Raw genomic sequence first — 16027 nt, 5'->3', positions numbered from 1 at the left:
GATCGACGGCGGTCTTGCTCGGGTCAGCCCTTGAGGCCGGAGAGGGTCATGGTGGCGACGAACTGTTTCTGGGCGATCAGGAAGAAGAGGATGAGGGGCAACGTGGCTACGACGTTGCCGGCCATGAGCAAGGACCACTCGGTCCGGCGGGTGCCCTGGAAGTTCGCCAGGCCGAGCTGCAGGGTGAAGGCGTGGTCGTTGTTGATCGCGATCAGCGGCCAGACCAGGTCGTTCCACGAGCCGAGCAGCGTGAAGATCGCCAGGGTCGCGAGCGCGGGCTTCGCCAGCGGGAGCACGATCCGGGAGAAGACCTGCCAGCGATTCGCACCGTCGATCAGACCGGACTCCTCGAGTTCCTTCGGCAGCGACAGGAAGAACTGCCGCATCAGGAAGATCCCGAACGCTGACGAGAGCCAGGGCACGATGGCGGCGCCGAGGCTGTCGATCAGCCGCAGCCGCGAGAAGAGGAGGTACGTCGGGATCATCAGCAGCTGGGTGGGAATCATGATCGTTGCGAGGATCATGAAGATACCGACCGTACGCCCCCGAAACGCCAGCCGCGCGAATCCGTACCCGGCCAGCGAGCACAGGAGCAGATGAGACACGATCGCCGACGTTGCCACCAGCACGGTGTTGCCCAGCCACAGCAGCGCATCCGACTCGGTGAACAAGGTCACGAACCCGCTGAAGTCGATCCGTGACGGGATGATCGGCGGCGGGAACTTGAGCAGCTCGTCCGCCGGCGACACCGACGCGAGGAACATCTGCAGGAACGGCAGCAGGAAGAGCAGAGCCACCGGCGCCAGCAACAGGTGCCAGCCGGACGGACGTGACTTCGGGGCCTTTGAGGTTGTGTCGACGGTCACCTAGAACGCCTCCATGTTCTTCCGCCGGGAGTAGACGACGACCCCGATCGTGGTCAGCAGGGTGATCGCGAACAGCACGTACGCCGCCGCCGAGCCGTAGCCGAAGTCGAGAGACCTGAAGGCCTTGTCCCACAGGAAGTAGACGATCGTCCTGGTGGCGTTCAACGGACCGCCACGCGTCGTCGTGTAGACGAGGTCGAACAGCTGGATAGCGCCGATCGTCTGCCAGATGGTGACGAAGACGGTCACCGGCCGGAGCTGCGGCCAGATCACCCGCCAGAACGTCTGCCAACTGCCGGCGCCGTCGACCCGCGCGGCCTCGATGAGCTCGCCCGGTACGTCCTGCAGTGCAGCCAGGTAAATGACCGTGGTGAACGCGGCCTGACCCCACAGCGACATGATCGCGATCACGACCATCGCCTGGGCCGGATCCTCGAGCCAGCCCTGAGCGGGCAGCCCGAGCCTCTGCAGCACGTTGTTGACCAGGCCGTACTGCGGACTGAACAGGTACGTCGACAGGATGCCGGTGGCGGCCGCCGAGGCGACGAAGGGTACGAAGATCGCGGTGCGGTAGATCCCGATGAAGCGGATCCTCCGGTTGAGCGCTACCGCCAGGAACAGCCCGGCGAGGACCGACATCGGGACGAACATCGCCGTGTAGATGATCGTGTGCAGTACGGCGTCGGCGAACTCCGCGTCCGTGATGAGCCGGCTGTAGTTCTTGCCGCCCACGAACTCGGGTGGGCTGAAACCGTTCCACTTCTCCAGCGAGAGCACGAACGCCCAGCCGGCCGGAAAGATCGAGAGCCCGAGCACGATCAGCGTTGCCGGGCCGGCGAAGAGCCAACCCGTGAGAGCAGCCCGCCACCGGTCATGGCGACGTCCGGAGCGATCCGGCTGATCTGCTCCTGACGGCGCAGTGGCGGCGGGCGACAGTTCCGTGGTGGTCATCGCGCGGCCTCGAGCGCGGTGTTCGCCTTGGTGGCGGCCTTCTCCAGCGCCGGCTTCGGCTCGGCCCGTCCCTGCAGCACCTCGGAGATGGCCGCGCCTATTGCCTGCGACAGCCCCACATAGCCGGAGACGGTCGGCCGGACCTTCTTCGCATTGGCGCCGTTCGCCGCCATGATGTCCAGGCCGGGGTACGTCTTGACCTGGGTCTTGAAGGCTGCCGAGCCGACCTCGGAGGAGCGCAGCGGCAAGTTGCCGACGGCCACATTCCAGCGCTCGTCCTGCGCCGCCGAGGTCAGCCAGTTGGCGAACTCGTAGGCCCAGTACTCGCGGTTCTTGTCGTGGTGGTCGAACAGCGCCCAGAGGTCGGGGCCGGACGCGGTCTGGTGATCGCCGTTCGTCCCCGGGAGCAGCGTCACGCCGTACTTCGTGCGCGCTGTCTTGAGGTCGTAGAGCACCCATGGTCCGGAGGCCATCATGCCGATCCGGTTGTTCCGGAACAGCTGCTCGTACTTGGTGTCGGTCTGATCGAGATACACGGACTTGTCGGTGACGGCCATGTCCCGCAGGAAGGTCAGCGCCTTGACGCCGGCATCGGAGTCGAACGCGGCGGTCTTCTGGTCCGGGCTGAGGATCTCACCGCCGTTCTGCCAGAGCTGCGGCCACATCTTCCAGACGGTGTTCTCGGCACCGGACACCGAGTAGGCGTAGCCGTAGGTGCTCGTCGCGGGGTTGGTGAGCTTCTTCGCGGCGGCCCGGAGATCGTCCCAGGTCCATTGGTCGGTGGGGTAGGGCACGCCGGCCGCGTCGAAGACCGTCTTGTTGTAGAGCAACGTGAGGTTGTCGACGATCGCCGGGAAACCGATCGTCTTCTTGCCGGTGGGACGGGCGGTGAGACGGGCGCCTTCGGGGAACTCGTTCCACTTGACGTCGGGCTCGGCAACGCGGTCGGTGATGTCGAGGGTGCGGCCGGACGCCTCCAGCTCACTCGCCCAGCTTCCGTAGGCGTAGGAGATGTCCGGGTAGCTGTTGCCGACGAAACCGGCGGACAGTTTCTGCAGCAGGTCGTCGGTGCTGGAGGCTCCGGAGGACACGTCGATCGAGACGTTCGGATGGGCCTTCTGGAACTCGGCGGCCAGTCCTTCGAGGATCTTCTCCGAGTTCTCGGTCTGCCCTGTCCACATGGTGAGTGAGACCTTCGCGTCCTTATCCAGGCTGCTCGCACCCTGGCCGCTTGATCCGCAGGCGGTCAGCCCGGCCAGACCAAGCGTCACGAGTGCCGTGACGACGGAAAAGGTGATGCGACGCTTCATAACAAGCTCCTTCGAGGTCGGGTCGTCGTGACCCAGCTGCGGTTCGGTACGTCGGACAGGTCGAGCTCCACGCCGCCGCCCAGCGTTGACGGCAGCAGGTCCTGATGGACCTTGAACAGCTCGTCGACGAGCGCGGCGAGCCGGTCAGGTGTGAGCGTGGAGCTGGCGTTCGGATCGACGAGCATCGCCTGCAGAACCAGCTCCCGCGACCCGGTCAGGGCCGCTTCCACGGCCAGCTCCGCCACGGACAGGTACGTCCGGTTGTGTACTGCCCCCTGGACCGGGATCGCACCGACAGCGATCGGCGCGATCCCCGACCCGTCCACCGTGGCCGGGACCTCGACGACCGCGCCCTGGGGCAGGTTCGAGATGAGGCCGCGGTTGGGCACGTTCACGTGGATCTCGCGCTCGTTGCCGGTGACAACGGAGTGGATGATCTGCGGTGCGTACTCCGCGGCACCGCCGTCCTCGAGCTCCAGGTCCCGGCCCTCGGCGAGCGCCTGCTGGGCCGCGTGGAACTCGGCCAGGTTGCGCCGGTCGGTGTCGAGATGCTGCATCGGCCGCAGCCGGAAGCGCTCGATCTGCTCGTCGGAGCGCAGGAACCAGGACAGGTACTCGGCGCTGTGCTCGCTCGTCTCGGTCGGGTAGTAGCCGATCCGGCGGAAGATCTCCACCCGCACCCGGCGCTCGAGCTCCGGGTCCGCCGCGATCTTCTCCCGCAGTTGCGGGTAGAGGTCGGCGCCGTCCCGGCTCCACTCGTAGAGCCACGACTGATGGTTGACGCCTGCCGCCCGGAACCGAGTGCCTTCGAGCGGTACGCCGATCAGCGCGCAGAGATCGTGGACGGTCCAGAACACGCTATGGCACAGGCCCGCGGCTCGCAGGTCCGGCGAGACGGTCGCCAGCCACCAGATGTTCATCGCCATCGGGTTGGTGTAGTTGAGGAACAACGCCTCCGGACAGACTGCGCGCATGTCTCTGGCGATCCCCGACAGGACGGGGAACGTTCGCAGGGCGCGGAACACGCCACCGATGCCGGTGGTGTCGCCGATCGTCTGGCGCAGCCCGAACTCGTTCGGGAGCTCGAGATCGACGCGGCTCGCGTCGACGCCGCCCACCTGGATCATGTTCACCACGAAGTCGGCACCGTCCAGGGCGGTACGGCGGTCCGCCGCGGCAGTGATCCGGAGCGGGCGACCGGTGCGGGCCGCGAGCTGTTCCGCAGTACCGCGGGCCACGTCCAGGCGCGCCGGGTTGATGTCATGGAGGACGAGGTCCAGTTCCGGCAGATCCGGAAAGCTCAGCAGATCTGCGACGAGCTGGCGGGTGAAGACGACGCTGCCTGCCCCGATGAACACAATGCGAGCCATCAACTGCTCCTCGAGTGGGTGATCGATCCTGCCGACCTGTGATAGTGATTGCTGCAACACTAGTGCATATGCTGCATGCGCTTGCAATAGCTTGCTGCGACTACTCGTAGAAATCGGAGAGGCACCCATGACGATCGACACCCGCTTCACGGCCGAGGACCTGGCGGTCGAGATCCATGCCGGCGAAGGCGCGATGGGGGCGGCCGCCGCCGGCCGGGCCGCCCAGGTCCTCAGGGCCGCGGTGGAGGCACGCGGGCGGGCTCGCGTCGTGATCGCGACCGGGAACTCGCAGTACGCGTTCACCGACGCCCTGGCCGATGAGGAGATCCCCTGGGGCGAGGTCGAGGTCTTTCACATGGACGAGTACGTCGGGATCGACGACCAGCATCCCGCCAGCTTCCAGCTGTGGATCCGGAACCGTATCGAGCAGCGGTTCTCTCCGGCGCGGGTGCACTACCTCAGTGGCGCCGGCGATCCGCAGGCAGAGGCGGAACGCTACGAGCGCGAGCTGCGTTCAGCGCCGCTCGACCTTGTCTGCATGGGCATCGGAGAGAACGGTCACCTGGCCTTCAACGAGCCCTTCGACGCCGACTTCGACGACCCGCGGTGGGCCCGGGTGGTCACACTGACGCCGGAGTCGAGGCGTCAGCAGGTCGATGAAGGTCATTTCGCGTCTCTGGACGACGTACCCGAGCAGGCGATCTCGCTGACGATTCCGGCGCTGCTGTCGGCGGATCAGGTCCAGGTGTGCGTGCCGGAGAGCCGCAAGGCAGGCGCGGTGCGCGCAACGCTGGTCGAGGAGATCGGTCCGCACTGCCCGGCGACGATTTTGCGCCGATCGCCCAACGCCGTCCTGCTGCTCGAGCCTGCCTCGGCGTCGCTGCTGGATCGCACCGACTCGACGGTAGCGACCGAGCGTCGCTGAACTCCGGCCCTGCCGGGCAGTGTCAGGCGGTGCGCGCAGGGCCGGTGGAACTACGCACGATCAGCCGGGAGTCGAGGACGACGTGCTCGTCGTCCTCGACCTGCCGGTCCTCGATGATCGCGAGCAGCGCATCGACCGCCTCGGAGCCGGCGGCGTCGCCAGGAACGTGGACGGAGGTCAACGTCGGATACGCCATCGCCGACATCGGGCTGTCGTCCACCCCGATGACACTGATGTCTGCTCCGGTTCGGACCCCCCGCTCGGTCAGCCGCGCCATGACGCCGAGCGCGATGAGGTCGTCGTACGCGATCACGCCGGTGATTCCGCGCGCGATCACCAGGTCTGCGGCGTGGACGCCGGACTGGACCTGCGCCTCGAATGGTCCAAACTCCACGAGATCGAGGCCGAGCCGGGCGCTCGCCGCCTGGACTGCGCCACGGCGCTGGGTGTTCGACCAGGAACGCTTGGGTCCGTTGAGGTAGGCGATGGCGCGATGCCCGAGGGCGGCGAGGTGCTCGACCGCCTGCGCCATCCCGCCTGCTTCGTCGATGACGACACTCGCCGCGCCCGGGACGGCGCGGTTCACGAAGACCACCGGAGCGAGCGCGAGCAGCTCGTCCATCATGTCGTCGGGGGTGCGGGGCGAGGCGATGATGAGGCCGTCGACCTGCCGGCGCATCGTCCGGGCCCGCGGCAGCTCGTCGGCGGTGCGCTCGTCGACGTCGGCGATCAGCACTGTCCTGCCATGCTGCATACCGCGCGCCTGCACCGCTTTGATGATCGGCGGGAAGAACGGATTGGCGATGTCCGGCACCATCAGCCCGATCAGGTCGGTGCGGCCCGCCGTCAGCGACCGCGCGCTGTGGTTGGGGACGTACCCCATCTCTCGCGCGATCCGCTCGACCCGCTCGCGGGTCGTCGCGTTGACCTTTTCGGGGGCGGAGAGCGCCCGGGAAACGGTGGAACCCGACAGCCCCGCCGCAGCCGCGACGTCAGCGAGAGTGACAGCCATGCCGCTCCTTGACCCCTCGAAGGACAGCCCTGCTGCGGTTGCAGCAACCGCTTGCAGTATAACCAGGACGCCTAGAGGCTGGGCATCAGGCCCAGGGCTACCAGGAGGGCGGGGACTCCCAGGAGGAGTACGGCGAGGACGAGGGGTGCGCCGAGGGCTCCCAGGACTCTGGGGCGTCGGGTGAGGTCGAAGCGGCGGCTGTGGGCGAAGGCGAGGACGCCGAACGCGATGGCGAGGAGGGTGAAGAAGGCGACGTACGCGATGCTCGCGAGGGTGATGTCGTCGCGGTGGCCGGTGAGACCCGCGAGGATTGCGGCTGCTTCTGCGACGCTGCCGAGGGCGTAGAGGGAGAGCAAGGAGAACGCGCCCCAGAGGAGGACGCCGAGTGCGTCTGCATGCTTGGGGTTCGTCGTGAGTGAGTAGACGGCGACTGCGGCGCCGAGAAGCTTGAGCAGTACGACAAGCCAGTTCATCACCGTGAGACCGGCGGCGTAGTCGGCGAACGGTCCGTCGGAGAAGCGCCCGGTGCTCTCGAACACCACGTTCACCACCGCGAACCCAACGCAGCAGACGGCGGCTAACCACCCCGAGAGCACGACGGCGCGAGGCCGTGCGGATTCATTGACTCCGGCAACCATACGGACAGTCAAGCGCGAACCGCCGCCGTACCGCATCCCGCGAGCGAGGGATCTGATTCCCCCGAGAGAGGGATCTGAGACGCTTGTCTCGCATGGGTGGTGGGTACGTGTGAAAGATGGGCACTCCCAACGAGCAGCTTGAACCCGCTCTCGAGATCGACACACGCCTCGCCGAGATCGAGCGCGGTTTGGACCTGCTGATCAACACCACGCCGGTCAATGCCGCAGAGGCATGGGCCGACTTCGAGCGGTGTGACTTCGGCACGGCCCCCACGCTCAGGCTCAGACCTCTTGAGTTCGAGCCGGACCTGGTACGACGTGACCTCTACAACCTCGAGATCGAGAACGTCACCGACCCTGCGCTGCACACGCTCTTCCGGGCGAAGCGAGACGAGATAGCGCGACAGATCACAGCCTTGGAGGATCGCGATACGTCACGGTTCGTGTACGGATCGCTGCAGCTGTACGGCGGGATCGCCCAGCCTCTCGTGTCCACCGCGGAGGAGCTGCTCGAGATCATCCCGACCCAAGCTCCCAGCACCCGAACCGTCACGGCCGGTGCGTTCGCGGAGGCGGCTCGTGCGGAGTTCGATCGCTACCGTGACGTGTATCAGGACTTCCCCGCGCACGTCGCCGTACGCGACGACGTCTCCGAACTGATGGTGTCGTTCGGCCGGCTGCTCATCCCCGAAGCCGCCACGTTCCGGGCGGACCGCGTCGAGCCGTTGCTGCATCACGAGGTCGGCACCCATGTCGTCACGTACCAGAACGGCGCCAGACAACCCCTGACGCTGCTGGCGATCGGACTGCCCGGGTACGACGAGACCCAAGAGGGCCTTGCCGTGCTCGCCGAGTACCTGAGCGGCGGTCTGGACCCGCGGCGTCTCCGCGTGCTCGCGGCACGGGTTGTAGCCGTCGACAAGATGCTCGACGGCGCCGGATTCCTGGACATCTTCGAGTCGTTGCGGGCGGAGTATCGGATACCGACGAGGACTGCCTGGACCATCGCGATCCGGGTCGTCGTCGGAGGCGGTTCGGTGAAGGACGCGATCTACCTGCGTGGGATCACGCGTCTCCTCGAAGCCCTTGCGGAGGGCAACAGCCTCGATGTCCTCTTCGTCGGCAAGTTCGCGCTGGATCACATCCCGTTGATCCAGGACCTGCTCGACCGCGACGTACTCGAAGCACCATGGGTCCGTCCACGCTGGCTCGACGTACCCGGGGCGCAGGAGCGTCTCGACAGACTGCGCGCGGGCGCGTCGGTCATGGATCTGTACGAAGGAGCTGTGGCGGCATGAGGCTTGCTTTCTTCGTCAACGACGTTGCCACCGAGATCGACGAGTACACGACCACTCGGCTGGCGAGGGCCGCGGCTCAGGCCGGGCATCAGGTCTGGTACGTCGGTGTGTGCGACGTCGAGCTCGGCGAGAGCGACGGGCAGTTGGTGGCGCGGGCCCAAGCCGCGGAGTTCGAGAAAGACGACACGCTCGAGACCTTCATGGAGCGCATCAAGGAGCGCGACCCCGAACGGGTCGTCATGGACGACCTCGACGCCTTGTTCCTGCGGAACGAATCGATCGACGATCTGCAGAAGCGGCCGTGGGCAAGTCCACTGGGTGTTGTCTTCGGCCAGATGCTCAAGGCGCGCGGCGTCACGGTGGTCAACGACCCGATGTCCCTGATCCGGGCAACGAGCAAGCTCTACCTGGAGGAGTTTCCCGCGAAGATCCGGCCGCGATCGCTGGTGACGCACGACCCGGAAGCGATCGAGCGGTTCGTCGCCGAGGTCGGCCACTCCGTCGTCAAGCCGCTGTACGGCGCCAAGGGCCGGAACGTGTTCATGATCGAGGACGAGGATGAACCGAACCTCGCGCAGATGACGGAGGCGGTGCGACAAGACGGCTACGCGGTCGTCCAGGAGTTCGTCGACGGCGGCGAGGACGGCGACGCCCGGATCTTCCTGCTCGAGGGAAAGATCCTCGAGCGCGACGGGAAGCCGGCCGCCTTCCGCCGAGTGCCCACGGGAAACGACCCGCGCGCCAACATCAGCAAGGGCGGGCGCCCGATCCCGCTCGAGATCGGCGCCGTCGAACGCGGCATCGTCGAAGCGATGAGCGACAAACTCGTGGCCGACGGCATGTACTTCGTCGGCATCGATGTGATCGGCGACAAGGTGGTGGAGATCAACGCGGAGAGCCCGGGCGGAATGCAGAGCGTCGAAAGGCTCTACGACGTCGACGTCTGCCCAACCGTCATTGAAGCCCTCGAGCGCCGTACCCAATCAAACCCCTGACCGACTTGAGTGGTTTTGCTCAGGCGGAACTCATGCGTCGAGCCGAGGATGCTGGCATGACGAAACGGGTTCAGCCTTCGCAGACTGGCGCGTTCTACGCACAGGCGGTGGCGTCGTTCGGAATTTCGGTGACGGCGATGGTGGTGGCGCTGGTCTACATGCCGGCCGCAGGGTGGGTACGGGCGTTCCTGGCATTGGGCTTGCTGTACGTCGTAACGTCGACAGTCGTCCTGTGCAAAGTGGTCCGCGACCGCCAAGAGATGTCAGAAGTCACGAACCGAGTCGACCAAGCCAGACTCGACAAACTCCTAACAGAACACGACCCCTTCAAACTCGACATGTAGCCCTGGCACGGCTCGGGGGAGGCCCGCACGACGTGACGTCGGCGCCCGTTGTAGAGACAAGCACTCAGCGTTTGGTTCGTGCGATGACGATGCGTCTCAAGGCTCGTAGTCCGCGTTCGAAGTCTTCGGCGTCTTCGGGGGTGATGTCGCCTGAGAGTGCTTCGAAAGCGTCAGCTGCGTCGTCGAGGGCTGCGAGCACCGCGGTGGTCCCTGAGTTCGAGGTTGCGGTCGCCGTCACGCGTTCACGAGGGTCTGCCCACTGGCTCGCGGTGCCGATACCGCTTGCGAACATGAGGTACTCGACTGTGCCTGCGGGTTCGGTGAGTTGGTCCGACCAATGGACGACCAGATCGCAGTAGCGCTGGTAGTCGTCGATGCGCCAATCGAGTCGTGGTTGCCAGTCGAGGTTGGCTGCGAGCCAGTCGCGGACGATGCGATCGAGAATCGGTGCCGGTGCTACGTCGGCGTCAGAGGCGAGGCAGAAGTAGAGGTACTTCGTTGCGAACGCGACGCCGAGGCCCTTGAGGCGATGTCGGGCGAGGTACTCGAAGCCCGCCGGTCCGCCAGCTGTGCGCGTGACTTGTAGCGCCTCGGACAACCACTTGCCCGCGCGGTCGGATGCCGCGAGAACGCTCGCCGTACGGTAAGCGCCGTACCCGTTTCGGCCGTGGCCCCAGATCATTGCGGCCAAGAAGGCACGCAGCGCGGCTGGTTCGCTGTCGTCGGCGTCAACGAACTGCGCGGCGACGTCGTCTCGGTTGATGGGGTTCGGGAGCGTTTCGATGAAGTCCGCGTGTTCGGGGAGTCGGGCGGTCCAGCGGTGTGGGAACCAGTGCGGCGCCGGCTGAGCTGGGCGGCCGCGAGCCGTCCAGCGCTCGTGGGCCAGTAGGAGCTCAGGCGGGGCAGCGCGAAGGTCTGTCACTCAATGAAGTCTGCACCAGGTGGGATTGACGAATAGCCGGGGTGGTGAGGCCGCCGATCAGATTCTGGGCGGAGGCGAGTGGGACGGTGTTAGTCGCGGTTGCGGCCGGTTAGGGCGTCTCGGAGTTTGTCGATCATGCCTGTGCCGGGAGCGAGGATCAGGTTGAGCGGTGGCTTGTCCGGCGCCGAGGGGTGTGGGCGCGTGGGGGCGGACGCCTTTGCCCGGGTGACCTTGCGGCCGAGTTCCAGCAGGTCGTCGGCGTCACACGCCTGCTGAAGCCGAGGGAGCAATGTGCTCTCTTCCTCGCCGATGTGGTGCTGGACCTCTGTGGCCAGCTTGGCGATCAGGTCGTCGAAGGCGCGGTCGGTGGCGGCGACACCCTCCAGATCCTGGAGGAGCCGTTCGACCTCGGCGTGTTCTTCGATCTCGTGGTCGGCGACCTTGTCCCCGTCGGGTAGCGCCTTGCGGGCGGCCGGGTACATGTACATCTCCTCGGCCACGGAATGCCGCACCAGTTCGGTCGTCAGGTGATCGGCGAGGTCCCGCCGGTCTTGCGGGGTTCCGGCCCCGGCCATGAGCTCGGCGAAGATCAGTTCGACCGCTCGGTGATCCTCGAGAATGACGCTGATGAGATCGTGCTGGTTGCCAGGGTCGACGGTCGCCATGGCTCCTCCTTGCTCTGGCTGAGACCCGAAGTTAGGCCTGATTGGTATCGGGCGGGACCGCGATCACGCAGAACTCGTTGCCCGCCCCGTACCGGCTGGATCTTCTAGCTTGGCGAACCGATCGTCGGAGCCGATCCGTGCAGGCCGCTGGTAGCCAAGGATCGCCGACCAGAAGCCCGCGGCGCGATCCACGTCGGTCGCGTTCACGCACACGGTTGCCAGTCGGAGATCCTCTGACCTCTTTGGGGCGGTCAGGTGTCGTCGGCATGACGCTCCGGTGCCCGAGCAGTCTGGTTGCATGCACTCGGGCACTCTGCTCCTGGCGGCCGCCGTACGACGGAATGCCTGTGCGGAGGTGGCATGATTCGGCCGCTCGCGGGCACCCGAACGGGGTACTGAGGTCGGCTCAGGGAGGCAGCCGTGATCGACCCTTGGACGTACCCGCAGGATCGTTACTACTACAACTGGTGGGAAGGCCCGGTGCGGCCGGGGCATCCCACCGACCGTGAGATCAAGTCGATGGTTGTACAGCGGCTCAAGGAGAATCCGCGCACCAAGGACGACGACATCCGCGTGGATGTCAAACAAGCGGTGGTGGTCCTCGGTGGTGAGGTGGCCTCCTGGCTGGTCAAGCGGGCTGCCGGCGACGACGCCTGGGACACCGCGGGTGTGGTGGATGTCAGCAACCAACTGAAGCCCCGTGCCGAAGCGGCAGAGACGTGAGTTGCAGCTGATGCCTTGCGTGCTCAGTGCATGTAGAGGCCGCCGTCTACGTTGAGGGTTTGGCCGGTTATGTAGGTGGATTGGTCGGAGAGTAGATAGGCGATTGCGGATGCGACGTCGTGGGTTTCGCCGACGCGGTTGACCAGGAGGCTGTCGACCAGGTCCGCCCGTGTCTCGGGCGTCAGTGGGCCGCCCATGATGTCCGTGTCGATGGGGCCGGGGGCCACCGCGTTGACGGTGATGCCGTGCGGGCCAAGTTCTCGGGCTAGGGCTCGGGTCAGGCCTATTACGCCGGCTTTGGCTACTGAGTACGGCGTTTTGCTGTAGGTGCCGCCGCCTCGTTGGGCTGAGGTGGAGGAGATGCTGACGATTCGGCCGTAGTTGTGCCTCACCATGCTCTCGGCGACGCGGCGGGTTACGTAGTGGACGCCGTTCAGGTTGGTGTTGATGACTCGGTGCCACTCGTCGGAGGTTAGTTCTAGGTAGGGGACGGGGGAGCTGACGCCGGCGATGTTTGCTAGCGCTGCTAGCGGTGGTAGGGCAGCTTCGAGTTCGTCGATCGCTGTGCGGACCTGGGCTTCGTTCGAGACGTCGGCGGTGACGGCGTACGCCGTGACGTTGTGGGTCGCGGTGATCTCTGCGGCGAGTGCCTTGCCGCCAACAGAGTCGATGTCGAGGATGCCGATGTTCCAGCCCTGCTCAGCAAGGAGCAAGGCGGTTGCGCGGCCGATGCCGCGCGGGGATGCCGCGCCGGTCACAACCGCGGTGCGGTCGGCGGTCATTTGGCGGCTCCGTAGTCCTGGCCGGGTTTCCAGTCGCTGAAGACGTAGTCGGCTTCGGAGACTTTGGCGCCGGCGGCCTTGGCCTTGGTCAGGGCCTGGGCACGGTCGGCCGACGTGGCGTCGCTAAGTTTCTTCAGTTCGGCTTTGAGGTCCTTGATCGATCCGCCCAGGTAGCCCTGGACGATGTTGCCGACGTGCGGCGTGACTGGCTTGCGGAGCGCGTCGATGCGGGCCACTGCGGGGTTCTTCACGATCGCCTGGGGCATCAGGAACACGTTCTTCTTGCAGTACTCGACGCCCTTCTTGTACGCGTCGACCACGTTCGACGACGCGACGAGATCAAGGTTCAGCGGCGGCTGGTCCATCGCCTCGACCATCCCCTTCTGATAGTCGTCGGACATGAAGGACGCGATCAGCTTCCCGGCGGCGTCGGGATTCTTGCTGTCCGCGGAAACGAAGTACGTCGCAGCTGGCCGGCCGCGGTAGCACCAGGGATCCATGCCGGACGTCGGCACCAGAATCTGTCCGGACGCAAGCTTGTCGACGATTGTCGGCGCCAGCGCCTTCGATCCACCAGCACACCAGATGCCGTCGATGAACGTCCCGACTGCACCAGATGCGTACCGGGTCCGAGCATCGACGACGCCGAAGTTGTTCGAGCCCGGCATGATCAACTTGTCGTCGTTCAGCTGCTTCAGGAACTCGATCACGGTGACGTAGGCATCGTGGTGGTAGGCGTACTCGCCGGTCGTGAACTGCAGGCCTTGATAACCGGGGAAGCCGGCCACCTGCGCCATGTCGTCGACCTGATCGCGGATGCGCCCGCCGTCCGCACCGATCGCCAGCGTGAGCGGCTGAATCCCGGCCGACTTCAGCTTCCCCAACGCGTCCTTGAAGGCGGCGTAGTCCGTCGGCACGTTGTTCGGATCGAGCCCAGCCTTGGACCAGTGGTCCTTGTTCACCCACACCAGCGTCGAGCTCTGCCGGAAGCTGAACATCGGGAACCCGTACAGCTTGCCGTCCAGTTGGGTGATGCCCTCGGTGAACGCGTCCTTCGGAAGCTTCGACTTGATGTCAGCCGGAATCGTGACCTCATGCACCCATTTGCCACTCACCAGGGCAGGCAGCGGGAGCCCGATCACGTTCGAGTAGACGTCCGGCATCTTGTTGGCCTGATGCGCCAGCTGGAACGCCTGGGTCGCCTTGGACGCGTCGTAGTACGTATGGGCGACGTTGGTCTTCAAAGGCGACGATTGGGTCTTGGCCCAGTCGTCGTTGAGGCGCTTGAACGAACTGAAGTGGTCCCACCAGTCCAGCGTTCCGGTGGCACCTCCGCTCGCGGTTCCGCTCTGAGAACTCGAGTCGCTGCATCCGGTCGCGGCGCTGACGGCGGCAAATACCGATGCGCCGAGCAGAGTGCGACGTGTCATCCCGGTCATTTCCACTCCTTAGGACTTGACTGCTCCGGAGATTCCCTCGACGAAGTAGCGCTGCAGGAAGATGAAGAGCACGACCACGGGGACGATCGAGATCACCCCGGCCGCGGCCATGCCGGACCAGTCGGTCGCGGTCTCGCCGACGAACGCCTGCATGCCGACGCTCACCGTCCGGAGATCAGGCCGGCTGAAGGTGAACACCAGCGGCAGGAAGAAGGCGTTCCAGGTCGTGATGAAGGTGAGGACCGCGACGGTCGCCGTGACCGGCATCGCCAGCGGCAGCATCACCGAGAAGAAGGTACGAACGAACCCGGCGCCGTCGACGATCGCGGCCTCCTCCAGCTCGCGGGGGATCTGCCGGAAATACCCGTAGTACAAAAGGATCGCCGACACGTACGCACCGCCGCTGAGCGCCAGGATCATTCCGCCCAGCGAGTCGATCAGGTGCAGCTGCATCGAGATCTTGACCACCGGGATGATCGTGTAGCCGGTGGGGACGAAAAGCGTCGCGATCAGTACGCCGAGGAACAGCTTGGACCCGCGGAATCGGTAACGGGCCAGGACATAGCCCGCGGTCGCGCAGCGGATGGTGACGATCACGACGGTGATGACTGTGGTGACCACGGTGTTGATCAGGTACCGGCCGAAGTGCGCGTCGTTCCACGCCCGCGCATAGTTGTCCCAGACGAACTTGGAAGGCCACAGCTTCAGGCCGCCTGCGAACATCTCCATGTTGTCCTTGAGCGATGCCGACAGCATCCACAGGAACGGGAAGATCCAGAGCACCGCGATACCCACCAGGAAGAGCGCGGCGATCCACCACGGCATTCGGCGCAACATTCGCCGTTGCCGATCCGTGCGTACGACGACTTGCGCTGTCATCGCTGGTCTCCTCTCAACCGGCGACCGGCGTACACGCCCCACAACTGAAGGGCTCCGACGACCGCGACCAACAGCCCGAAGATCACCGCGGCGGCGGATGCGTGCCCGAGTTGGGGGATCGAGGCGGCGAAGGCCCAGCGGTAGATGTAGATCTCGATGATCTCGGTGTGGAAGTACGGACCGCCGCCGGTCAGCGTGTACATCAGGTCGAAGTTGTGGAACGTCTCCTCGACCGTCAGCACGGTGATGATGATCAGGAACGGCTTGAGCATCGGCAGCGTGATGTGCCGGAAGAGTTGCCCGGTGCCCGCGCCGTCGATCCGGGCGGCCTCGTACAACTCGTACGGGATGGTCTGCAGCGCCGCGAGCCAGTAGATCATCGTGACGCCGAAGAACTTCCAGACGTACAGGACGGCTGCCGTCGGCAACGCCAGGTGCTGGTCACCCAGGAAATCGACGCCGCCGAAACCGAGCTTCGTCAACACGGTAGTGATCGGTCCGCTGGCCGGATCCAGGATGAAGCGCATCACCACACCGATGATCGCCGTTGTGGTCACCACGGGGATGAAGAATGCCGAACGCAGTAAGCCGATCAGGGGCAGCTTCGGCGAGTTGAGGACCATCGCCAGCAGCAGTGTGAGCAGCACCCGCGCCGGTACCACCAGCAGCATGAAGAACAACGTGACCTTGAACGAGTTCCAGAACAGCGGATCGGCGAAGACCTCGCGGTAGTTGCTCAGGCCAACGAACTTCTGGTCGGCGTCGAACCCGTTCCACTCGACCAGCGAGTACCAGTAGCTCGCGATGATCGGGTAGATGGTGTAGACGCCGTACAGCACGACGGTCGGCACCAGGAAGATCCAGATCCAGGTGGTTTTGAATCGCACAGATCTGCTCGTCATGGTCGG

17 protein-coding genes are annotated in these 16027 nt (G+C 65.5%); 5 read left to right on the top strand and 12 right to left on the bottom strand.

The features are described from left to right. Positions 1-23 precede the first annotated feature (23 nt). Genes EV649_RS11350 through melA form a run of 4 tightly spaced genes read right to left on the bottom strand, consistent with a single transcriptional unit; the run spans position 24 to position 4497 of the window. The gene (locus EV649_RS11350; protein ID WP_241997981.1) at positions 24-866 is read right to left on the bottom strand and encodes a carbohydrate ABC transporter permease; all 843 of its coding nucleotides are present in this window, start codon (positions 864-866) and stop codon (positions 24-26) included. Next, complete coding sequence (locus EV649_RS11345) at positions 867-1817, bottom strand: sugar ABC transporter permease (protein WP_130383160.1); 951 nt, start codon at positions 1815-1817, stop codon at positions 867-869. It abuts the gene before it with no gap. Continuing rightward, positions 1814-3127, bottom strand: a complete 1314-nt coding sequence (locus EV649_RS11340; RefSeq protein ID WP_130383158.1) for an extracellular solute-binding protein — start codon at positions 3125-3127, stop codon at positions 1814-1816. The genes EV649_RS11345 and EV649_RS11340 overlap by 4 nt, the downstream gene beginning before the upstream one ends. Next, positions 3124-4497 (bottom strand): alpha-galactosidase, encoded by a 1374-nt coding sequence (gene melA / locus EV649_RS11335; protein ID WP_130383156.1) that lies wholly within the window; start codon positions 4495-4497, stop codon positions 3124-3126. Before melA ends, EV649_RS11340 begins: the two co-directional genes overlap by 4 nt. Positions 4498-4624: 127 nt before the next feature. Between melA and EV649_RS11330 the strand changes: the two genes are divergently transcribed. Next, a complete protein-coding gene (locus EV649_RS11330; protein ID WP_130383154.1) occupies positions 4625-5422 on the top strand; it encodes a 6-phosphogluconolactonase in 798 nt (265 codons plus the stop codon). 22 nt (positions 5423-5444) lie between these two features. Here the strand turns inward: EV649_RS11330 and EV649_RS11325 are convergent, their stop codons facing one another. Next, a complete protein-coding gene (locus tag EV649_RS11325; protein ID WP_130383152.1) occupies positions 5445-6434 on the bottom strand; it encodes a LacI family DNA-binding transcriptional regulator in 990 nt (329 codons plus the stop codon). A gap of 71 nt (positions 6435-6505) precedes the next feature. Next, positions 6506-6973, bottom strand: coding sequence for a hypothetical protein (locus EV649_RS11320; protein ID WP_130383150.1), 468 nt, complete (start codon positions 6971-6973; stop codon positions 6506-6508). Positions 6974-7188: 215 nt separating this feature from the next. Between EV649_RS11320 and EV649_RS11315 the strand changes: the two genes are divergently transcribed. From EV649_RS11315 to EV649_RS11305, 3 genes are read left to right on the top strand one after another with little or no spacing between them, the layout of a single operon-like run. Further along, entirely contained in the window at positions 7189-8370 is a 1182-nt protein-coding gene (locus tag EV649_RS11315; protein ID WP_198682396.1) for a tyrosine/phenylalanine carboxypeptidase domain-containing protein, read from the top strand. After that, positions 8367-9365: a glutathione synthase gene (locus EV649_RS11310; protein ID WP_130383148.1), complete on the top strand. Its 999-nt coding sequence runs from the start codon at positions 8367-8369 to the stop codon at positions 9363-9365. Before EV649_RS11315 ends, EV649_RS11310 begins: the two co-directional genes overlap by 4 nt. Before the next feature lie 56 nt (positions 9366-9421). Then, complete coding sequence (locus EV649_RS11305; protein ID WP_130383146.1) at positions 9422-9709, top strand: YiaA/YiaB family inner membrane protein; 288 nt, start codon at positions 9422-9424, stop codon at positions 9707-9709. Positions 9710-9773: 64 nt separating this feature from the next. Here the strand turns inward: EV649_RS11305 and EV649_RS11300 are convergent, their stop codons facing one another. Together EV649_RS11300 and EV649_RS11295 are read right to left on the bottom strand one after the other, a co-directional pair. Then, a complete protein-coding gene (locus tag EV649_RS11300; protein WP_130383144.1) occupies positions 9774-10631 on the bottom strand; it encodes a hypothetical protein in 858 nt (285 codons plus the stop codon). A gap of 89 nt (positions 10632-10720) precedes the next feature. Then, entirely contained in the window at positions 10721-11296 is a 576-nt protein-coding gene (locus EV649_RS11295; protein ID WP_130383143.1) for a hemerythrin domain-containing protein, read from the bottom strand. A 420-nt stretch (positions 11297-11716) separates the two neighbouring features. On the opposite strand from EV649_RS11295, the gene EV649_RS11290 reads away from it, so the two are divergent. Continuing rightward, entirely contained in the window at positions 11717-12019 is a 303-nt protein-coding gene (locus EV649_RS11290) for a BON domain-containing protein (RefSeq protein ID WP_198682395.1), read from the top strand. A gap of 23 nt (positions 12020-12042) precedes the next feature. Here EV649_RS11290 and EV649_RS11285 read toward each other — a convergent pair whose 3' ends face one another. The 4 genes from EV649_RS11285 to EV649_RS11270 are packed head-to-tail and all read right to left on the bottom strand — an operon-like array spanning position 12043 to position 16006. Continuing rightward, on the bottom strand, positions 12043-12801 hold the full coding sequence (locus EV649_RS11285) for an SDR family NAD(P)-dependent oxidoreductase (protein WP_130383142.1): 759 nt from the start codon (positions 12799-12801) through the stop codon (positions 12043-12045). Continuing rightward, on the bottom strand, positions 12798-14231 hold the full coding sequence (locus tag EV649_RS11280) for an ABC transporter substrate-binding protein (RefSeq protein ID WP_157996222.1): 1434 nt from the start codon (positions 14229-14231) through the stop codon (positions 12798-12800). The genes EV649_RS11285 and EV649_RS11280 overlap by 4 nt, the downstream gene beginning before the upstream one ends. 18 nt (positions 14232-14249) lie before the next feature. After that, entirely contained in the window at positions 14250-15119 is an 870-nt protein-coding gene (locus tag EV649_RS11275) for a carbohydrate ABC transporter permease (RefSeq protein ID WP_130383140.1), read from the bottom strand. Continuing rightward, complete coding sequence (locus EV649_RS11270) at positions 15116-16006, bottom strand: sugar ABC transporter permease (RefSeq protein WP_198682394.1); 891 nt, start codon at positions 16004-16006, stop codon at positions 15116-15118. The genes EV649_RS11275 and EV649_RS11270 overlap by 4 nt, the downstream gene beginning before the upstream one ends. Between the last annotated feature and the right edge of the window lie 21 nt (positions 16007-16027).

The organism is Kribbella sp. VKM Ac-2569, assembly GCF_004216905.1.
Classification (GTDB): Bacteria; Actinomycetota; Actinomycetes; order Propionibacteriales; family Kribbellaceae; genus Kribbella.
This window is presented reverse-complemented; position numbering and strand designations above follow the sequence as displayed.

Coding starts and splice junctions, on each gene's coding strand:
- EV649_RS11345 (WP_130383160.1), bottom strand. CDS start 1,817: ATGACCACCACGGAACTGTCGCCCGCCGCCACTGCGCCGTCAGGAGCA.
- EV649_RS11340 (WP_130383158.1), bottom strand. CDS start 3,127: ATGAAGCGTCGCATCACCTTTTCCGTCGTCACGGCACTCGTGACGCTT.
- melA (WP_130383156.1), bottom strand. CDS start 4,497: ATGGCTCGCATTGTGTTCATCGGGGCAGGCAGCGTCGTCTTCACCCGC.
- EV649_RS11330 (WP_130383154.1), top strand. CDS start 4,625: ATGACGATCGACACCCGCTTCACGGCCGAGGACCTGGCGGTCGAGATC.
- EV649_RS11325 (WP_130383152.1), bottom strand. CDS start 6,434: ATGGCTGTCACTCTCGCTGACGTCGCGGCTGCGGCGGGGCTGTCGGGT.
- EV649_RS11315 (WP_198682396.1), top strand. CDS start 7,189: ATGGGCACTCCCAACGAGCAGCTTGAACCCGCTCTCGAGATCGACACA.
- EV649_RS11310 (WP_130383148.1), top strand. CDS start 8,367: ATGAGGCTTGCTTTCTTCGTCAACGACGTTGCCACCGAGATCGACGAG.
- EV649_RS11305 (WP_130383146.1), top strand. CDS start 9,422: ATGACGAAACGGGTTCAGCCTTCGCAGACTGGCGCGTTCTACGCACAG.
- EV649_RS11295 (WP_130383143.1), bottom strand. CDS start 11,296: ATGGCGACCGTCGACCCTGGCAACCAGCACGATCTCATCAGCGTCATT.
- EV649_RS11285 (WP_130383142.1), bottom strand. CDS start 12,801: ATGACCGCCGACCGCACCGCGGTTGTGACCGGCGCGGCATCCCCGCGC.
- EV649_RS11280 (WP_157996222.1), bottom strand. CDS start 14,231: ATGACACGTCGCACTCTGCTCGGCGCATCGGTATTTGCCGCCGTCAGC.
- EV649_RS11275 (WP_130383140.1), bottom strand. CDS start 15,119: ATGACAGCGCAAGTCGTCGTACGCACGGATCGGCAACGGCGAATGTTG.